Source organism: Paenibacillus sp. Root52, assembly GCF_001426865.1.
GTDB lineage: Bacteria > Bacillota > Bacilli > Paenibacillales > Paenibacillaceae > Paenibacillus.
In genome coordinates this window covers 344,583-362,846 of the sequence record NZ_LMFO01000001.1, presented here as the reverse complement: position 1 = coordinate 362,846, position 18,264 = coordinate 344,583, and the positions used below count along the sequence as shown (strand labels likewise).

Sequence of the window (18,264 nt, the reverse complement as noted above, 5' to 3'; positions counted from 1 at the left end):
CACCTGATCATTGTGCACCTCGCTGACTGTTTTTTTTGATAAAATTACGATATGAGGTAGGTGACATGGCGACGATCTTCTCAAACTGTGTTACAAAATAATCTGCGTTCTGAAATCCTACACGTGCAGCCACCTCGTACATTCTTAGATCTGTTTGACGAAGGAGCTTCTTCGCTTCCTGTATACGCAGTTCAAGTAGATACTCATTGAAATAAAGATTATAGCTTTTGCGAAAGAGGCGTCCAAGGTAGACTGGATTCACATAGAACAGCGCAGCGATACTTTTGAGACTGATATTTTCGGTATAATGCGAATCAATGTAACGCTTGATTTTGCTAATATCTCCTTTGGACTGCTCTTTCCGTAATTGTGCAATGTATTCCTCTGCCTCCTCTAAAGCGACCAAGAAAGCGTCCTGAAGCAATCGTAAATTCCAGCCCTCATGACTTTGTTGTGCCAATTCCTTCAGCCGTTGTAGCCCTTTGTCATTCCCACCCATCTCATGAACTACAGCGAGAATCCCTGTAATGTAACGTAGCAATGAACCTGTAACGGCTTGAGGGGAAAAGCGACGCACATGGAATTGGTTGAACATGTCATTCACCATTTGATGACAGGCAGCCTGACTCCTCTCTTCCAAACTTAGGATTAGAGGTTCGATATCGTCTTGATTCACGTTGAACACATATAGCGGCTTTTCCTTAATCTCCATAAATCTTACGACTCCGCTATGTTCAGCGTACTTGTGACGAATCGCTTCTTCCGCCTCACGATACGACCTTGGAACATCACTTATTTCATTCACGAGTGTGCCTGCGTACAGACCGATATCCACATTTAAACTTTCACTTAGCTTTTTGTGAATACAGTTCAGCTTGTCTTCCACAATGCTCCTACGGTTATTCTCCTTCCATACAAGCATGAGGACAAACCTATTTCGCTGCTCCATCACGAACATACTAAAAAAATCATTTTCCAGCGCTTGTAACACCTCACGCACTCGTTGGACACTGACTTTCCTCTCATCCAATCCCGACTGCGGTTCGATCAATACCATCATCAAATCGTCCTGTGGATGAATCCCTAACACCTCAGTATACCGATACTCTTGCTCCTTCTGTACCTTACCTTTGAGAATGTCCTCAAGCATAAACGTGCTGGCTTGTTCCGCTGCTAAGAAGGCATGCTTTCTTTTGTTATGAATCATGTCGGCTGATTTCTGTAATGTTGCCGTCATTTCTTCATCATCGATCGGCTTGAGAATGTAATCATGAACCCCGTATTTGATAGCCTGTTGTGCATACTTGAAGTCATGATATCCACTAATAATGATGAATACCGGCTCCAGATTTGGCAGTTGTTCTATAGCACGGATCAGTTCCAGCCCATCTAGAACAGGCATTCGAATATCCGTAATGATGACGTCAGGCCGCAAACATTCCGCCATATGTAATGCTTCCAAACCATTCTCCGCTTCACCCGTAATCTCCATGCCGAGGACATGCCAGTCAATCAGTTCATGCATCCCCTTCCGAACAAACATTTCATCGTCCACTAGCAATACCTTTAACATGTATTTCGTCCCCTTTCCTCAACGAAAATAAACCGCCGGCGCATGTTCTATCTCGGCGGGCGGAATCCCGTAAGGTTCCTTCTGCACAGTATGATGAATAAAGACATAGCCAAATTCCTAATCCAGATGCTTATATCCCGGGTGCATTGCAAAATTCTGGTTAGATGTGCCTGATTGCTTACATTTTATAGCTTAATGTAAGCAATTTCATTGCACGGATTACTAAATTTATTGCGCGAAACGACAACAGAACATATGAACTGCCACATTTCGATCATCGAACTAAGTCGGAAGAAGAACACCTCCTAACATCAAAAAAAGTCGCTGACCCAATTGAGCCAACGACGTATAACCATTCTCGCTACGATGATGTAGGTGTGTTCCAATCTTGATCCGTCAGTAAAAGGGTATAGCCTGATTCGGGAACATTGAATTCCCTCTGCTGATTCCGGTAAGATACGATGACTTGGCATGGGTGGTCAGCCTGTATTCTGGCATGCACCAGATTCCCATTTTCCCATTCCAAATCGACTTCGAATCCGCCCCTAGCTCGCATGCCGCGAATAGAACCTTTCGCCCAAGCCGTGGGGAGAGCAGGCAGTAATCGCAGTACTCCGCCATGACTCTGGAGAAGCATTTCTGCAATACCTGCGGTGCCACCAAAATTCCCGTCAATTTGAAACGGAGGATGATTACAGAACAGATTGGGTAAAGTTGATGAACACAGCAGTTCCAGTACATTATCATGAGCGAGTTCTGCCTGCTCTAACCTTGCCCACATATTCAAAATCCAAGCTCTACTCCAACCTGTATGCCCTCCACCATGCTCCAACCTGCGGTCTAATGTTATGCGAGCCGCTTCAGCTAATTCCGGTGTAGCACTCGGCGTAATCTGTGTCCCAGGATGCAAGGCAAATAAATGGGATATGTGCCTGTGACCTGGCTCCACCTCTTCATAATCCAAACTCCACTCCTGGATCTGCCCATGTTTGCCAATCGTGATCTCTGGAATGCGGGTTAACGCTACTCGCAATGTTTCACCGAAGTCATGATCCTGTTGCAGAATCCGCGTACTCTCGATGCAATGTGTAAACAGCTCTCGGATGATCTGATTGTCCATGGAAGCACCGTAGCATAACGCTCCTGACTCTCCATTTGTTAACACATAGCGGTTCTCGGGTGAAGATGAGGGGCAGATAACCAGCTGGCCGCTTGGATCTTCCACCAGATAATCCACAATGAAGTGTGCGGCATCCTTCATCGTAGGGTACATCTGCTGCAGAAATTCCTTGTCACTTGTGTACTCGTAGTGATCCCATAAATGTAATGATAGCCAAGCACCACCCATCGTCCAGAACGTAGAGGTTACGCACACATCTTGGGGTGCGCTGTCAGCCCAGATATCGGAGTTGTGATGAGCCACGAATCCTTCGCAACCATACATCATTTGGGCAGTTTCCTTACCTCGAACTCGCAGTCTCTCAATAAAGTCAAACAACGGGATATGGCACTCAGAGAGATTACAGCTCTCGGCAGGCCAGTAGTTCATCTGTGTATTAATATTGATCGTATATTTACTATCCCATATCGGAAGCATGTCTTTGTTCCAGATTCCTTGAAGGTTAGTGGGTAATGAACCCGGCCGACTGCTGGAGATGAGCAAGTAACGACCGAATTGAAAATATAGGCTCACTAGCTCAGGGTCGCTCCCCCCTGCTCTAAGTCGTTCCAACCGCTGAGTGATTGGAAGTGTGGCAGAGATCGAGTTATCTCCCTCACCTTCAAGGTGGAGATCCATCCTTTTGAATAAAGATTGATAATCTTTAACATGCTCTAAGCGCAGCTGGTCATACGATTTTGCCGCGGCTGCATCTAGTCTACGAACACACTCGTCTACCAGTTCTTCCTTAGGAAAACGAAAATCCGTGCAGGCTGCGATTAGAACGGTTGCCTGCGTCCCATTGGTTAGAGTAAGCTGGCCGCTCGCATAATGAACCTGTCCACCTACCGGCACGATCCGAATGACACAGCAGAAGCGCACGCCCTCTTCCCCACCACTTCTACCGCGGATGGTGACATCATGCGTGCCGCTCTGTTCAATTCGATCCAGATAGGCCTGGAAACCAACGGGATGCCTCAAGGTATCCGACCATTTGCTTCGCTCCAGTACCGATCCTCTGCCAAACAATGTGGAGAAGTCCAATTGTCCCGGAACACTTGAGGTTAGATGGATAGCCGTGACCTGATCTGGATAACTTGCAAAGTATTCACGCCGATGCTTCACCTCACCAGCCACGTATTCAACGCGCACCGTCCCTTGGTCAAGATCAAGATGTCTTTCATATTGAGTAGCCTCATCTTCACCATGATTCATAGCGATGTATAGATCGCCTAGTGGCTCATAATGCCGCTGCCCGTCAGGCACACCTACGAAAGCAATCGCTGCGAGTTCTTCCGCTTTACGTATCTCCCCAGCAAAAATGAGGTCTCGTAACTTGTCCAGTGATTCAAGGGTCAGCGGATTATTCCGCTCCATTGGCCCACCATACCATAGACTATCCTCATTTAATTGAATCCGTTCCATATGGGTCTTTCCAAAAACCATTCCGCCCAAGGTACCATTTCCTATAGGGAAAGCCTCTTCCCATTTATCAGCAGGTTGGTCAAACCAGACTTTGTGCGAATTCATCTCATACCTCCAAAGGAACTCAAATGTATGTACATTTCTTCCATATACTGTATCAGTTTATCCCTACCAACAGTTGAACGAAATGAAGAAAACGAACATAAAGATGTACGATCCTAACCCGTTTGTATGAAAACACAAAAAAATCCCCTTCAGTAGGCAAGAACGAGTCCATCTAAACTAGATAGTCACTCCTTCTTGTCTACTACAAGGGGATACCATGATTAACATGTCTTTGAGTTTACTAGAGAACAGTTGTACTTCATACGAGATTTAATACAATTGAATTAGACATTATAAAAATAACATTTTCAATCCGCAAATTAGAATTTTGTCTCTAGTAGCTCAATATTGTCTTCCAGACTACTGTTCATGTCTACGCCAACCTTCTGCAGCTTCGTCTCATAATACTTCTTCACATCTTCCCATTTATAATACGGGTAGCTCTTCGTTTCAATCGGGAAGGCAATTTCCTCTTCATTTCTCAGCATCTTCACCATATAATCCTCACCATTGGAATACAGAATCCACTGAATATTAGCTCCCATTGGAGAAATCTCAGCACCATTCCAGCTTTCAGCCACTTTCTCCGGGTTGTCTACACTGACATTCGCCCCTTTGATGTCCAAGAATGAAGATAACGGAATAATCGTTTCTGCATGCGCAAATCGGAAAATTCCAGCCGTGTCCTTATTCTCAATGGACTGTTCAGTAGATGTGAGCAGCTCTTTCACGAGTGGTGCAGCGATATTTTGAGGTAGATCTGTCGAAGTTAGGGACGGTCCTTTCTCGTAAAAGTCTTGAATACTATCCAAACTTTCATACCATTTCAATTGGTTAGTCGTGAAGTATCTTCCGAATTCTAAGTTACCTTCTTCTTTCAGGTTCGAAGAGATGATATACAACTCATATAGATTGGAAGCTGCTTCGGTTGGATTGCTCAGCTTCACTTTTCCTTTCTCGTCCTTCAATTGGAACTCACCCGCATCTAACCTCTGATAGAAACTTTCAGAGAACAAAGGAGACAGCAGCTCCTTCGCATACGTTATTCCTTTTTCTTGTGTAGCATAATTCTCGTACAGCTTAACCCATTCACCATCTTCAGCAAATTCATTGTATTTCGTCGCTAGATCATACGGACGCAGATATGGGTCGCTTCCTTCTTCAAAAGCGGAGGAGAGAATGTCTACCTTCTTGCTGCCTAAGCTTCCTTCTAACCCTTCAATAAATTGATCTCTACTCTGTGGAGTCCGATCCTTGAAAGTTGCTTGCGCAATGACCTTTTTATCATCCGTGAAGATATCTTTATAATTGTTGCCTAGTCTAGAACCGATGCCTTTCAATTCTTCCCCGCCAGAGATCGATAATAATCCATAGTGATCCTTCTCGATGTCCATAAGCTTGGCGATTTCTTTCTTGAGCTCTTTGCCCAAATTCGTGATCTGCCCATCCTTTTCAGCAATGCTGAGTAGTTCATACAACGTCTTATCATACTTGGAGCTGGACAAATGTCTTGAACCATGTCTTCCTACCAAATTTATAAAGACCGGCTTATACCCTGTTGGTGCCTCTGAATAACTTGTTGTATTGTCAAAAGGATACGGTGTTTTGGTACCACGATAACCTTGTGTATCATTCATTTTCTGTCCAACGAATACGGATTGTGTCCGCTCGTCCCAGTCTACCTCTTTACCAAGCGCTTCCCCAATAACTCGAGCGGGAACATATGTAATTCCGTTATAGACAAAAGACTCACCATCCATTTTCTGTCCATCCACCACTACATTTACCGCTTGCTCCGACACTTCAATCGTGCGCTTAGTACCTGCACCGTACACATCAAACACACCGATCGATGTTAGCATCGTGAGTGAAACTACTGAAATTCCGATTTTTTTAATGTTCATTTTCGTTAATTTTCCCCTTAGTCATCAGATGTATATCGTTTTTTTAGCTCATCATACTATAGGTGAATAGTATTTATTCTATATCTACGTTTTGTTAATCTTATGTAAAATTATTAATAATAAACGTGAGGGTGTTTATCGGTTCGTGGCATACAATCAGTAGGGAATATACAAAAATAGTTGTTTAATCAACTCATGTTTATTATTATAAGAAAAGGAAATACACATGAATTGGACATAACAACCTTGAATTGGGTTGATATTTGAACAGTGCAGACAAAAGTGATGCTTTATATATTAAAGAAAGCTTGGTGAAATATCCGATGGCAAAAATAGATCGAAGAATTGCAAAAACCCAAGAAGCACTGCGAAGAGCTGTCGTTGAATTAATGAATCAAAAGAGTTTTGATGAAATCACTATTCAGGACATTGCGGATCAGGCAGACCTTAATCGCGGAACGATTTACCTACATTACAAAGACAAATATGATCTATTAGACAAAATGATTGAGTCCCACATGGAAGAATTGGGGGAATTGGATGAATGGGCATGCAAGTTGGATTGGAACAATGGCCTTGTCCCATTTTTCGAATATTTTGAGAAGAATCATTTGTTTTTTTCAACCATGCTAGCTAGTAAAGGGGCTCCGTCTTTTCGAGCCCGGCTACTGGAGTATGTAATGGCAGGGTTCAGTGGAGAAATTGACAGAGAAAGCGGCAAAAATAAAGATCTCAATGAAGATGTCATGTTGCAATATACCGGAACTGCTTATGTAGGGATCATTGAATGGTGGATCATAAACGGCATGCCATATCCGCCTGAGACGATGGCTAAGCAAGTTGGCGTATTATTGGAGCGAAGCCTGTAAAGAACTAGGAGCAGCTATTCATTATTCCTGTTCATAATCTGCAAAGATTGACTACTGTTGTATCTTACAAAATGAAAAGCCCCGGAATTAAATCGCCTACTGACGGTTTATCTCTGGGGCTTTTCCCTCATTCCATTCTTATCCAATGAAGTTTTTATTCAGGTCGTTTAAAGAGCCACTGATTACGGAAAATCCAGTTGGTCTAATAATTTCTAAGCCGATCTCATTCCAACGTTCCTGAGCAATTCCGGTAAAGTAAAACGCATGCTTTTGCCCTGGCGCTAACTCAGGGATTACATTGACAATGCGTTCACCCTGCGGATCATTCCATTCCAACGTATATCCAGATACGCGATGACATGGAATATCATTACGTACCTCAACGGATACGACTATATTGTCTAACTCTGAACTCACACTTACGGTGATCGGTGACGCTAATTGACGTAATACTTCATAAGAGGGCTTAGGCATACCATTAAGGCTCATCGATCCGTGTACACGTTGCCGAAGCCTACCCTCTCCTTCCTCACCCATCTGTGTCCGATAATCGTTCAGACTGAAATAAATGAGCGCGGCGATCTCTGAATGCTTGCGATACTCCCTCGTATTCTCTAATAGAATCTGCGCACGGCGCTCGTCTCCACCTTCAAAAGCAGGTTCACAGAGTCCATACTCAGCTACTACTACAGGTTTGTGAGGTATGCCTTTCGTTATGCTTCGAATGACTTCTGGACGATCTAACTCACCATGCCATGTACCGATATAATCATTCCACATGATCAGATCACCTGCACCCGTTGTATCCTGAGCGGGATTGTCATGTACTGTATTTGATACATAGTTGATAAATCTTGTGTCATCAAGTTGTTCTACCTGAGACTTAAGTTTATCAAAGAACAGATTCGTCATCTCAGATTGACCGTTCAGCTCATTGCCGAGTCCCCATGCGTAAATGCAAGGGTGATTGTAATGACGATGAATCATCTCTTCGGCATGCTGCATCGAGATGTTCAGCCATTCGTCTCCCGGTTCACTTGGTGTCTGCCAGTGAGGAATCTCCTCTTGCACGAGTAAGCCATGCCGATCACACCAGTCCAACAGCTTGCTATCTTGTTGCCAGTGGAAACGGGTAATGACACAGTTGGCATGTTTAATATGGTGAAGCATCTCAGCAAGCTGTTCAGCTGTCTCGGCCATGCCATGCTCCGGATTCGACCCTGGCATCCACTCCACACCGAAGAGTCTCACAGGCTCGCGGTTAAGCAATAATGTACTGCCATCGGAGCGAATCTCTCTAAAACCTACTGCAGTTGATATCTCATCCGTGAGAACGCCATCCGCGTATATAGCAAGATGAACCGAATATAAGTGAGGATGGTCAAAATGCCACAGCTTCAGGTGGTCTACCTTTATATCGCTAAAGTGAAGGAATCCATTCGTCTCAGCGATCTCCCATTCCTGTGAATTTACGAGACCTTCTTCATTAGAGAGGGTCACTTTCAACTGCAAAGACTTGATATCTGCCTCAGAGCTGAGCTCCCACAACCGAATTTCACCAGATAACAAACCATATGTAGCAGTCGTTCCAGGCAGATCATCTTCAAAGAAAGGAATCGCTTGGAGCTTGGAATAGTCAATCGCCACATGGCCACTAACGATCAGTGATACACCTCGAATAATACCGCCATCGTCTGCCCAATCGAAACTATTTCCTAATGGAAGTGCAGTCTGACTATTCTCATTGTTGACAGAGACGACAATACGATTGTCTGCATTACAATGAATGAAGTCGGAGATATCGACGATAAATGAAGTGTATCCTGAATGTGCGTGCTCCCCTGCTCGTTTTCCATTTACCCATACCACTGCATCACGGTATACCGCGTCAAACTGGAGTCGAAGCAGTTTATCCTCCCAATCTGTAGGTACGAACAAGTCATAGCTATACCAGCCTGTGCCACGAAACTCCTCTAAGCCCTCGTGCACATTCCATGTATGGGGAATATTCACACTCTCGCCTGAGGAAAGGCCTTGTTCATACCATTTTAGAGACAGCCCTTCATTCCTATGATCTGCCTGAAACAACCAAGAATCTTCTAATGGAACTATTATTCTCGCGCTCACTCTGATCCCTCTCTCCACCATGTTGTTTAGTTCATGATATAAGAGTTACCGATCGATGACCATTGAATATCCTCTGAATGTCATGGACAATATTGTGGGCAAAATACGTTACGATGTTTCAATATGCTTCAATCATGTGACTATAATGACTTCATCTATTTCAAATTTTTATATACCTCCTCGGTTACTGGTTCTAACCAATCGGTCTGCCCTGGTGTAAGTGCCAAGTGCACAAACCAGCTATCAATTGTAGCTCCATGCCAATGTTTAACGTTAGGTGGAATGTTAACCACATCCCCGGTTTTGAGCAATTGTGCCTCTTTACCTTCTTCCTGATACCAGCCCTCTCCACCCGTTACCATCAACACTTGTCCTTCGTGATGCGAATGCCAGTTGTTACGTGCTCCTGGAGCAAATGTTACATTTCCTATAGCTGTATTTAGCGGACTTGGATCCGTAAACACCATTTGCAAAAATGCGTCACCGATAAAATTCTGCTCTACTTTTTGCCCAATGGGAAAGATGGCTCCGTTGCTTAAATGTTCATTTTTCATTCTAAATTCCTGCTTTCATATATTATTTTTCTGGAATAATTTCATTAACACAGCTTAATGCATTGAGTGTTCTAGGAAACCCCATGTAAGGCAAACCATGCGTAATCGCGGTGATCATCGTTTCTTTATCATTACCAACATTCAAATTACCTTGAACATGGGCTTTGACTTGGCTGTCAGCACCACCAAGTGCGCTTAATATACAAAGTGTAAGTAGTTCTCTAGTTTTCAGATCAAGACCTCCACGGGTATAGAAGTCACCAAAACAAAATGCAGAAAGATAATCCTGTATATGCTTCTGATTAACTGGGGCCTTTTCCCGATTTTTCTCAATAACATCACCAAAAATTTCTTTTTGCACACACAACCCTTTATCCAGACGCTCTTCTTCCAGAACACGTCTTTGACTTTCGAGAGGAAGTTCAATATTTCTCTCTTGGAATACTGCATTCATTTCCGATATCGCATTTAAGGTTTTGGGGAATCCCAGGTATGGTGCACATTGGTATATAGCTTCTCTGATCTCTACAGGAGTAAGTCCTACATTGAGCGCAGCATGAGCATGTGCCCTGAGTTGGGGTAAGGTTTGATTCGTTGTAAGTACAACCAGCGTAATAAGCTCACGTAACTTGACATCAAGCTGACCTTCATCAAAAACTTCACCAAAAATGAAGCGTCTAAGTATGTCCTGAAAGTCAGGATCAGTAGCATAGGTGGAGGGAGTTCCCTCACCAAACAACTTTTTTACCGTTTCTTGACTCACGTCGATTCGACTCATATTCAGTAATCCTCCTGTTCCAGTCCGCTCTATAAAAAAACGTTAATTGTTTAATCAACTATAGTCTATAATTATAAACTTAAGTAACCGAGTTACAATAATCATTTCTTCTTGATCTGTGGATTACTCAACAATCATTTAAGATTTGCTTATTATTTCAGATTTTTGATTGCTTCTAAAATGAAACGTTAACCTATTCTTCTCATATCATTGCCTAATCCTATTCGAACATTATTGTGAAATGTGAGGTGGGGGGTGTAAATTGACATACAAAGAAAAAACAAGCCTTGTTAAACGGCTTGTTCTCTAGATGAGATTACTATGGATTATGTGGGTTGGATCATACCTAAGTTATGTATTCGTAATTTGAATATTATGAATATTAATTTTCTTCCCGGCATATGCCTCATTGTTACAACGAAGTTTGACCTCTACTCTATGTTCACTTGACTCAATAAAACGAATAGTCTGATTTCCTAAAGCGATGTTTAGCGCACCTTCCTGCTCCTCATAATCGTCGAAGAGAGCATAAATAATGTTCCGGTCCTCATCTTCTAGTCTTCCGTAGACCGTTACTTCAAGAATGCCCTCAATACCGTTCTCACTGCTATTAGGAACCATATACTGTTCCATAAAACTCTTGGATTTTTCATCGTTTAATTGCTGAAGGAAGAATTGAAAAGGAACTCCTTTAAATGTAGGTAAATAGGAATTGCGCCACGGCATCGTTTTATTCAATAGATTGAAGAACCAACGAAACCTCAAAGGCTCTGGAAAAGTTACGTTAATCTGCCGATCAGTTAATTTCTGGTACACTTCATCTATATTCTCAACTTCAAGAGCAAAACCAACTAAACCTCTGTGTCCTTCATTATACTTATTAGTCCATTCCTTCACCCATCCTCCCCCGTCTGCTTGTTTAATATGTACTAATTCAAAATACTCTTTGCCCATCCACAGATTGGATACTTTAAAACCTTTTGTCCCTTTGCCCCATTTAGGCATATAGGGTAGGCCGATAGAATGAACAGAATTAATATATTGCTTACTTTCTTGGAACGACTTGTCAACATTGACGACAAAATGATCAATTTTCATATCCGACGGCTCCTATCTTTCCATATACTCTATGGTTTGTTACGTTTCAGATATTCTATCATATGTTGGTTATTATCTGGTTACTTAATTATAGACCAATAAAGCCGCTAAATTAGCGACTTAGTGGATCATAAGCTTCAATGTCTCGGGGAAAAACCATCAAGTTTCTTCATTTCTGCATCTACATCCGTACGAGAAAAAACAAAATGAACTCACCTGCTCTGTTATTGTTGAAGCAATTGCGGATATAAAGCCGAAACGCCGCCCGCCAAGCCTTGCTGAACACCTCGACTTACCTCATCGGCGATAATCTCATAAAGTCCAGATTGTATTCCGTCAATTGCAGTCTTGGCAATATCTGTTGGATTGGATTTCGGCGCTTCAATACCTGCTGTCATGTCCGTGTCCATGTACGCGACGTGTAATCCTGCAACCCTTACGTTTTTGGCAGCTAACTCTAATCGTAACGCGTTCGTTAATCCCCATTGCGCAGACTTTGCAGTCGAATATGCACCTGAATTACCCGTATTGATCCAAGACAAGGCAGACAGAATATTTAGGATTGAACCTCCCCCATTGTTTTCAATTACCGGTGCAAAAGCGCGAATCATCGATAGCGTTCCGAATACATGCGTGTTAAATTCCAAATGAATATCGTGAAGCTCAGCTGTAAGTAAAGAAGCTCCTGTAGAAGAACCAGCATTGTTAACAAGCAACGTTGCATCGACTGCGATTTCGGCCGCAGCCTTCACGGATTCTGGATCGGTGATATCAAGTTGCAGTGGAATTGCTCCCGGTAAATGAATAGATTCAGGATTTCTTGCTCCAGCGTACACTTTGGCTCCTCTAGCAAGAAGTTCTAGTGCCAATTCCTTGCCTAACCCCCGATTAGCACCACTTACTACAGCAACTTGTTTAGTCATATCCATCTGGCATTACTCCCTTATTGTTATGTTTTTTAATTGAGAACGATCATTCTAATTATGATAAAAAAAACAGTTAGACGTGATCTAACTTGAATGTAGTATATCAATTGTAGAACGATCAGTAAAGTATTATTTTCACACCTCTTCATTTACATCGCGATTTCGTTAATACGTTATGGACATGCACCACTAATCAATGCATCAATCTAGAAAAAGATTAATTGACACATTGACTATGCGGTTTAATTTCTCTTTGTCCGTTGAGGTTCTTGCCATAGCTCTTATGCCAACGGAGATGTTGTGAAGATACTCTGCTGTTTCTTTAGGGTCTAACTCAGAAGAAAATTCTCCCTCTTGCTGTCCCCATTCAATAATCCGTTGAAACATCTGCTCTACCGAGTTAAAGGACTCAAGAGATCTGTTATCCACTTCATTATCATGTGATGCCAGCTCTACTGCCGCATTCACGATTAAACAACCTGTAGGCATGGCTTCCGTCTCAGCAATCATATAATCGAAAATGCTATGCAATGCTTCCACTGCAGTCTTGGACGCTTTAACTTCCGCGAGCAATGATGCATTGACCTTATCAGCGTAGCGATCCATAGCCCGCAGAAAGAGTGAATGTTTATCGTCAAATGTATCGTAAATACTTCTACGGTGAATTCCCATATGTTCAACTAAGTCACTCATGGAAGTCTTCTCATACCCTTGCTTCCAGAAGATATTCATCGCTTTATCTAGTACTTCATTAACTTCGAATTCTTTACTTCTAGCCATTGTTACTTCCCTCCCCCACATAATGTAACACAATGGGAACGATCAGTAAAATTAACCTGTAGATACCATACCTTTGGGAGCAAGACTTCATATTCCTTACCTTCGTTCTGTCAGCCATGATCACTTTGACAAATACTTCTTGGCATAGATCCTCTGCGTCTGCCTGATTTTTCATCACATAGTAGCAAAAATAATATACATCCTCTCGATACAGCTCAAAAATCTGCCGGTCAGTCATTCTGCACCCCCTTTGTGGTTGTCAGTAATAAGACTAATAAAGCTATGTATTCGTTCATTTTGTGTGAGTTACAAAGAAAAAAGCCGCTAGATTAGCGACTTTGAACTCATCAAATGGTTCTTGGTATTAAAAACGCCTTCTCTGTTTTCTCAAAGCCAAGTCGTGGATAATATTCCATCGCCGTTGGTGCAGAGAGCAACAATAATGCTACCTCTTCGCCTAGATGGCTGCGTACACGTTCGATAAGCTGTCTTCCAATCCCGTTTCTCTGATACTCCTTACTCACCGCTAGATCTGATAGATAACAACAATACGCGAAATCCGTAATTGCTCTTGCAAGTCCAATTAACTTGTCATCATGCCAAGCAGAAACCGTAAGCGTTGCGTTCTCAATCATTCGTTGAATTCGATCCCGATCATCTACAGGACGTTTAATTCCTGAGCTTCTAAACACATTCTGAACATCCTCTGGCTTCAGAACGGCATTCGTTTTATACAAAATGTCCATTGGTGCACCCCACAATTTATTTTAATATATATTGAACATATTAGAATAATAGCAGGGTGTGAAGGTCCAATTTGCATGACAAGAACTAGTCCAATGTGATTCGTCTATATAACATTATTGTCTGAATGCTTCTAACAAACGAGTAACTTCATCGGCAGTAATCGGGATTACTCCGCCATGTCGCTTATGAGTCTTTCCTAAGTCGTACGCATCCTTATCCACCACCCGGAATTCTCCACTGTCGAGATCTGAGGTTAATAAAGGAAGATAACCGTCACCCTTAGCAAATTGATCCACGATCAAACACCATTCATTGCGGTCATTCAACTTATAAATCTGAGGTCCTTCTACGCCAGGAATCGCTTCCAAAATAGGAGCAGATAGCGGAACGAACGCATCCTTATCCAAGGAAGATCCCTTCTCTACCCGAATATTCTTCGTCGTTTCATCTTTCGTATAACGGTAGTAGCTCCCATTATGCGCGATAATGGTTGTATCGATAATGTGGTTCTCTCGCTCAATATATAACTCTGTCGGAGTAAAGCTACGGTAGTCCTTGGTTCGTGAACTATAAATTTTCTGTTTACGTTCTGTTCCAGAAGTGTCAGAAGATCCTCTCGTTGCCGACGCCCAGAATACTAGAAATTCATCTGTCGCCTCGTCATAGATGGCTTCTGGTGCCCATACACAGCCTGCGTCGGATACACCAACGGTAACTGCGCGAGGTAATGACCAATGCACTAAATCCTCAGATTCCCATACAATAATGTCCTTGCTTCCTTCATTTACTGCTGCATCCCAGCCTTTACCGCTTGCAATCCGGAGATCGGTAGCAATCAGATAAAAGCGGTTATCCTTAGGAGAACGAATTACAAATGGATCTCGAACTCCTTTTTCCCCAATCGCTGATCGCAAAACCGGTAAACCTTGATTCAAATCTTGCCAATGCAGCCCATCCTCACTGTACGAGAAGTAGACCTGTTCACCATCCGCACTTTCCCCAATAAAATGAACTAGAAGATAACCCGTATAAGGTACATGTTGTCCTGTCACAATGTAACACTCCTTCTAATATCTAATAGAGGTACGTAATCCCATTAAGCTTAATCGTCCTGTCAGTAGATATGTTTCACTAAAAATATTAACCTATTGGACTAGCGGTAGAAGTCGAATCTGCTTGGGAACAACACTTATTTAACCGATTAATCCAATGAACCAAAACAAACTTTTGGTAAGCCTACTTCGCTTCTTATACAATTTTACAATAATGATTTTATGAAATCCCCCACTTTTTTATATCCTTCTCCCACAGCCTTCAATCCCAATTTAATCCTATTTATTGCTGTATTTCTTACTACTTTGGATGCCTCACATAGTTTTTCTCCTAAAGTTGATCCTGCCATGTAAGCTATAGTACCACCAATGATTGATCCTATAATTGCTCCAGATGCGGATCCTATAACGGGTAACCAACTTAGAGCTGTTGCACCAATAACCGCGCCTTTAGATGCTCCAATCCCTCCAGTAATGAGTCCACCTACAGCAGATACCGTAACACGCTCCATTTTTTCAAAGCTTTGTACAATACTGAGTTCTCCTTCCGCAACTTTGCGTAACACCTTAACATTCTCGATAGCGATTGAGGCAATTGTAGCAATCACACCTGCCGGCGTCCCTTTAGGAATAACAGAAATTAATCCTTTTTCAGAGGCAACTTTAAGTGCAACTGCAGTTGCACTTTTAATACCCGCATCAGTACCAGTTCTTAATGCAATCTCTACAACATCTTCTGGCTTTATGGCTTGATTGGACATTTTCTTATAGACTATTTCAAATGAAGCAGATAAAGTGGCAGCTTGAAAACCAGCTGTAGCAACGTTCTTGGTCATATGTGAAGTGAGATCCTTTAACCTATAATAGTTCCAATCAACATCTAGTGACTGTCCTTCTTGTGCCAGTTTTTGCAGTTCCTTGCCCTTTACTTTGCTTAACCCTCTACTATTAATATCACTTATACCTATGGATTCCTTAGCGTTAGGTACATTCAAAGCCTGATCCTCAGCCACCAATTTTCCTTGGAATGGATAGTGTCCGTTATCGAAAGCCCTATTGGCAGCATCTGAATCTGCGGAAAACTTAGCTTGGTATTTCTTAACGATTTTCCCCGAATCATTTCTTATAATAAGATCTATTGAATTTTTACCAAACGATGTCCCTGGTTTTGGAGTGAGTACCTCCGCTCTTGATTTACTTCCTCTTAAAACAGCTTCCATATTATAAGTATTCGCATGATGCTGTTCAAAAATGAATCCATCCAAGTTAGAATTCATATTAATAGTGCCGTTTTGATTATGAACTGTCTCAAGCATTAGCTTATTAGAGTTAGCAATTATACTATCAATATTTTGAAGATACTGACCAACCTTACTAACTTCCATCCCAATAGTAGCCTCTTGAATTTTGTCATGAAACCACTTTTCTTTAGAAGCGCCCTTTTCCATTTCAAAATCCAAATTTTTAAGGTTACCTTCATGAACAGCAATTGCATTAAGAAGCTCGTCCGTTGTCTGCTTAACCTCTTCTTGACCCCATTCAGGTAAATAATTTTTCAGCTCTTCTTTAATCCAATCTTCATCAGATTGTAATGTGGTCTTGTTCGCATAACTTATGATTAGTTCTTGGATAAGCTCATTTAATTCTTTACTTTGATTATCAATAGTAATAGTTTCAATTTTAGAGTCCATTCAATCCTACCTCCTATTTTTTTGAAGCAGATTTAAAATGATTATTCTTGTATACATCTGCAAGTACTTTAAGTTTATCTTTAAACAATACAGACAAAGAAGCCGTATTCTCAATAGACTTAATAATATCTTGTGTTTTCACCTGACTTTCACCCGAGATAAATGCTATTTCAATACTTTCTTTAACGACACCTTCAATATCCGCACCGCTAAAACCCTCAGTTCTTTTGCTAAGTTCATTACAATCAATTGCAGGAAGATCCGTTTGTCGTCTTTTCATCAAGTGGATCTCAAAAATTTTCTGTCTCTCCAAAGGATCAGGCAAATCAACATAAAAAATCTCGTCAAATCTACCTTTTCTCATTAATTCTGGTGGAAGGTTAGAGACATCATTTGCCGTAGCTACAACAAAAGTAGGACTAGTTTTCTCCTGCATCCAAGTCAGAAAATTTCCAAATAATCTAGTAGCTACTTCAGCGTTTCCCGAATTACCAATGCCAGCAAACGCCTTTTCAATTTCATCCACCCATAAAACACATGGCGAAATTGCTTCTGCTAATTTAATTGCTTTCCGCATGTTAGCTTCAGATTCACCTACATACTTGCCCAGTAACTTCCCCATATCCAATCTTAAAAGTGGAATTCCAAATAAATTTGCAGTGGCTTTAGCATTTAACGACTTCCCGCAACCAGGCATGCCGACAACTAAAACACCTTTCGGTATATCAACGCCAAAATCTTTTGCTTTATTGAGATCTTTGAAAACTTTCGCCTTATTAGAAACCCATTCCTTTAGATTCTCCAACCCACCAATTTCATTAAAACTTTCATTAAATGGTATCATTTCTAGAATGCCTGACTTCTTCACCATTTGATATTTTTGCTCATATATTAAAGTTAAATCTCTTCTTTTGAGATTTCCTTCTTTGGCATAAGCCAGTGATAAAGTTGTTACAATTTCATATTCAGTTAATCCCTTAAAAGCAATCGTCAGTTCATTAAGTAATTCATCTGAAATTTCATCGAAGTTATTTTCTTTTATGAAAGCTTTAATAAGATTACTAATAGCATCCTCAGCCATATAATCAATTTCTACGATGGTGATATACTGCTCTAATTCCGTCGGAATTTTTAATATTGGGGATACTAATAAGATGATCGTCTCTAACCCGTTGTATATGTTTATAGCAATTTCTTTCAAGATCGACATAACATGAGGATCGTCCATAAAATGATGGACGTCCTTTATCACCAAAATTTTTCCATCCAATTCATTATCCCTTGATAGTAGCGATAACGACTGACTTAATCTATTAAAATCGTTTAGTAGTTGATTTTTGGTTTGAAAATGTACTAAACCCTTAGAAGCATTCCACTCTAAGATTTCTCTTCCATATGCAATTTTCTTCACAACTTCATCTATTTTTGTTTCCTCGAATGTATTTAGATATAATATTGGAAACCGAGCATCTACGA

At 41.5% G+C, this 18,264-nt stretch carries 15 protein-coding genes; 1 reads left to right on the top strand and 14 read right to left on the bottom strand.

What is annotated here, in order from left to right:
• Nucleotides 1-7: 7 nt before the first annotated feature.
• The 3 genes from ASD24_RS01620 to ASD24_RS01610 form a co-directional block, all read right to left on the bottom strand.
• Entirely contained in the window at nucleotides 8-1,573 is a 1,566-nt protein-coding gene (locus ASD24_RS01620; RefSeq protein WP_056690508.1) for a response regulator, read from the bottom strand.
• A 361-nt stretch (nucleotides 1,574-1,934) separates the two neighbouring features.
• Complete coding sequence (locus ASD24_RS01615; protein ID WP_056690505.1) at nucleotides 1,935-4,262, bottom strand: glycoside hydrolase family 95 protein; 2,328 nt, start codon at nucleotides 4,260-4,262, stop codon at nucleotides 1,935-1,937.
• A gap of 320 nt (nucleotides 4,263-4,582) precedes the next feature.
• Nucleotides 4,583-6,166: a histidine-type phosphatase gene (locus ASD24_RS01610; RefSeq protein ID WP_056690502.1), complete on the bottom strand. Its 1,584-nt coding sequence runs from the start codon at nucleotides 6,164-6,166 to the stop codon at nucleotides 4,583-4,585.
• Between the two features lie 323 nt (nucleotides 6,167-6,489).
• On the opposite strand from ASD24_RS01610, the gene ASD24_RS01605 reads away from it, so the two are divergent.
• The gene (locus ASD24_RS01605) at nucleotides 6,490-7,035 is read left to right on the top strand and encodes a TetR/AcrR family transcriptional regulator (protein WP_056690499.1); all 546 of its coding nucleotides are present in this window, start codon (nucleotides 6,490-6,492) and stop codon (nucleotides 7,033-7,035) included.
• A gap of 138 nt (nucleotides 7,036-7,173) precedes the next feature.
• On the opposite strand, the gene ASD24_RS01600 is transcribed toward ASD24_RS01605, so the two are convergent.
• The 11 genes from ASD24_RS01600 to ASD24_RS01550 form a co-directional block, all read right to left on the bottom strand.
• Nucleotides 7,174-9,183: a glycoside hydrolase family 2 protein gene (locus ASD24_RS01600; protein ID WP_082560228.1), complete on the bottom strand. Its 2,010-nt coding sequence runs from the start codon at nucleotides 9,181-9,183 to the stop codon at nucleotides 7,174-7,176.
• A gap of 134 nt (nucleotides 9,184-9,317) precedes the next feature.
• Entirely contained in the window at nucleotides 9,318-9,716 is a 399-nt protein-coding gene (locus ASD24_RS01595) for a cupin domain-containing protein (RefSeq protein ID WP_056690493.1), read from the bottom strand.
• A 22-nt stretch (nucleotides 9,717-9,738) separates the two neighbouring features.
• Nucleotides 9,739-10,494 carry a carboxymuconolactone decarboxylase family protein gene (locus tag ASD24_RS01590; RefSeq protein WP_056690490.1) on the bottom strand — a complete coding sequence of 252 codons (756 nt, stop codon included), beginning with the start codon at nucleotides 10,492-10,494 and terminating at the stop codon, nucleotides 9,739-9,741.
• A gap of 351 nt (nucleotides 10,495-10,845) precedes the next feature.
• The gene (locus ASD24_RS01585; RefSeq protein WP_056690487.1) at nucleotides 10,846-11,592 is read right to left on the bottom strand and encodes a VOC family protein; all 747 of its coding nucleotides are present in this window, start codon (nucleotides 11,590-11,592) and stop codon (nucleotides 10,846-10,848) included.
• A gap of 224 nt (nucleotides 11,593-11,816) precedes the next feature.
• A complete protein-coding gene (locus ASD24_RS01580; RefSeq protein ID WP_056690485.1) occupies nucleotides 11,817-12,521 on the bottom strand; it encodes an SDR family oxidoreductase in 705 nt (234 codons plus the stop codon).
• A 198-nt stretch (nucleotides 12,522-12,719) separates the two neighbouring features.
• Nucleotides 12,720-13,298 carry a TetR/AcrR family transcriptional regulator gene (locus tag ASD24_RS01575; RefSeq protein WP_056690482.1) on the bottom strand — a complete coding sequence of 193 codons (579 nt, stop codon included), beginning with the start codon at nucleotides 13,296-13,298 and terminating at the stop codon, nucleotides 12,720-12,722.
• Nucleotides 13,291-13,536 (bottom strand): RNA polymerase sigma factor, encoded by a 246-nt coding sequence (locus ASD24_RS01570; protein ID WP_056690479.1) that lies wholly within the window; start codon nucleotides 13,534-13,536, stop codon nucleotides 13,291-13,293. The genes ASD24_RS01575 and ASD24_RS01570 overlap by 8 nt, the downstream gene beginning before the upstream one ends.
• 109 nt (nucleotides 13,537-13,645) lie before the next feature.
• Nucleotides 13,646-14,044, bottom strand: coding sequence for a GNAT family N-acetyltransferase (locus tag ASD24_RS01565; protein ID WP_056690476.1), 399 nt, complete (start codon nucleotides 14,042-14,044; stop codon nucleotides 13,646-13,648).
• Nucleotides 14,045-14,158: 114 nt separating this feature from the next.
• Nucleotides 14,159-15,097 (bottom strand): glycoside hydrolase family 43 protein, encoded by a 939-nt coding sequence (locus ASD24_RS01560; protein ID WP_056690474.1) that lies wholly within the window; start codon nucleotides 15,095-15,097, stop codon nucleotides 14,159-14,161.
• 206 nt (nucleotides 15,098-15,303) lie between these two features.
• Nucleotides 15,304-16,788, bottom strand: a complete 1,485-nt coding sequence (locus tag ASD24_RS01555; protein WP_056690471.1) for a hypothetical protein — start codon at nucleotides 16,786-16,788, stop codon at nucleotides 15,304-15,306.
• 13 nt (nucleotides 16,789-16,801) lie between these two features.
• Nucleotides 16,802-18,199: an AAA family ATPase gene (locus tag ASD24_RS01550; protein WP_200956117.1), complete on the bottom strand. Its 1,398-nt coding sequence runs from the start codon at nucleotides 18,197-18,199 to the stop codon at nucleotides 16,802-16,804.
• Nucleotides 18,200-18,264 lie beyond the last annotated feature (65 nt).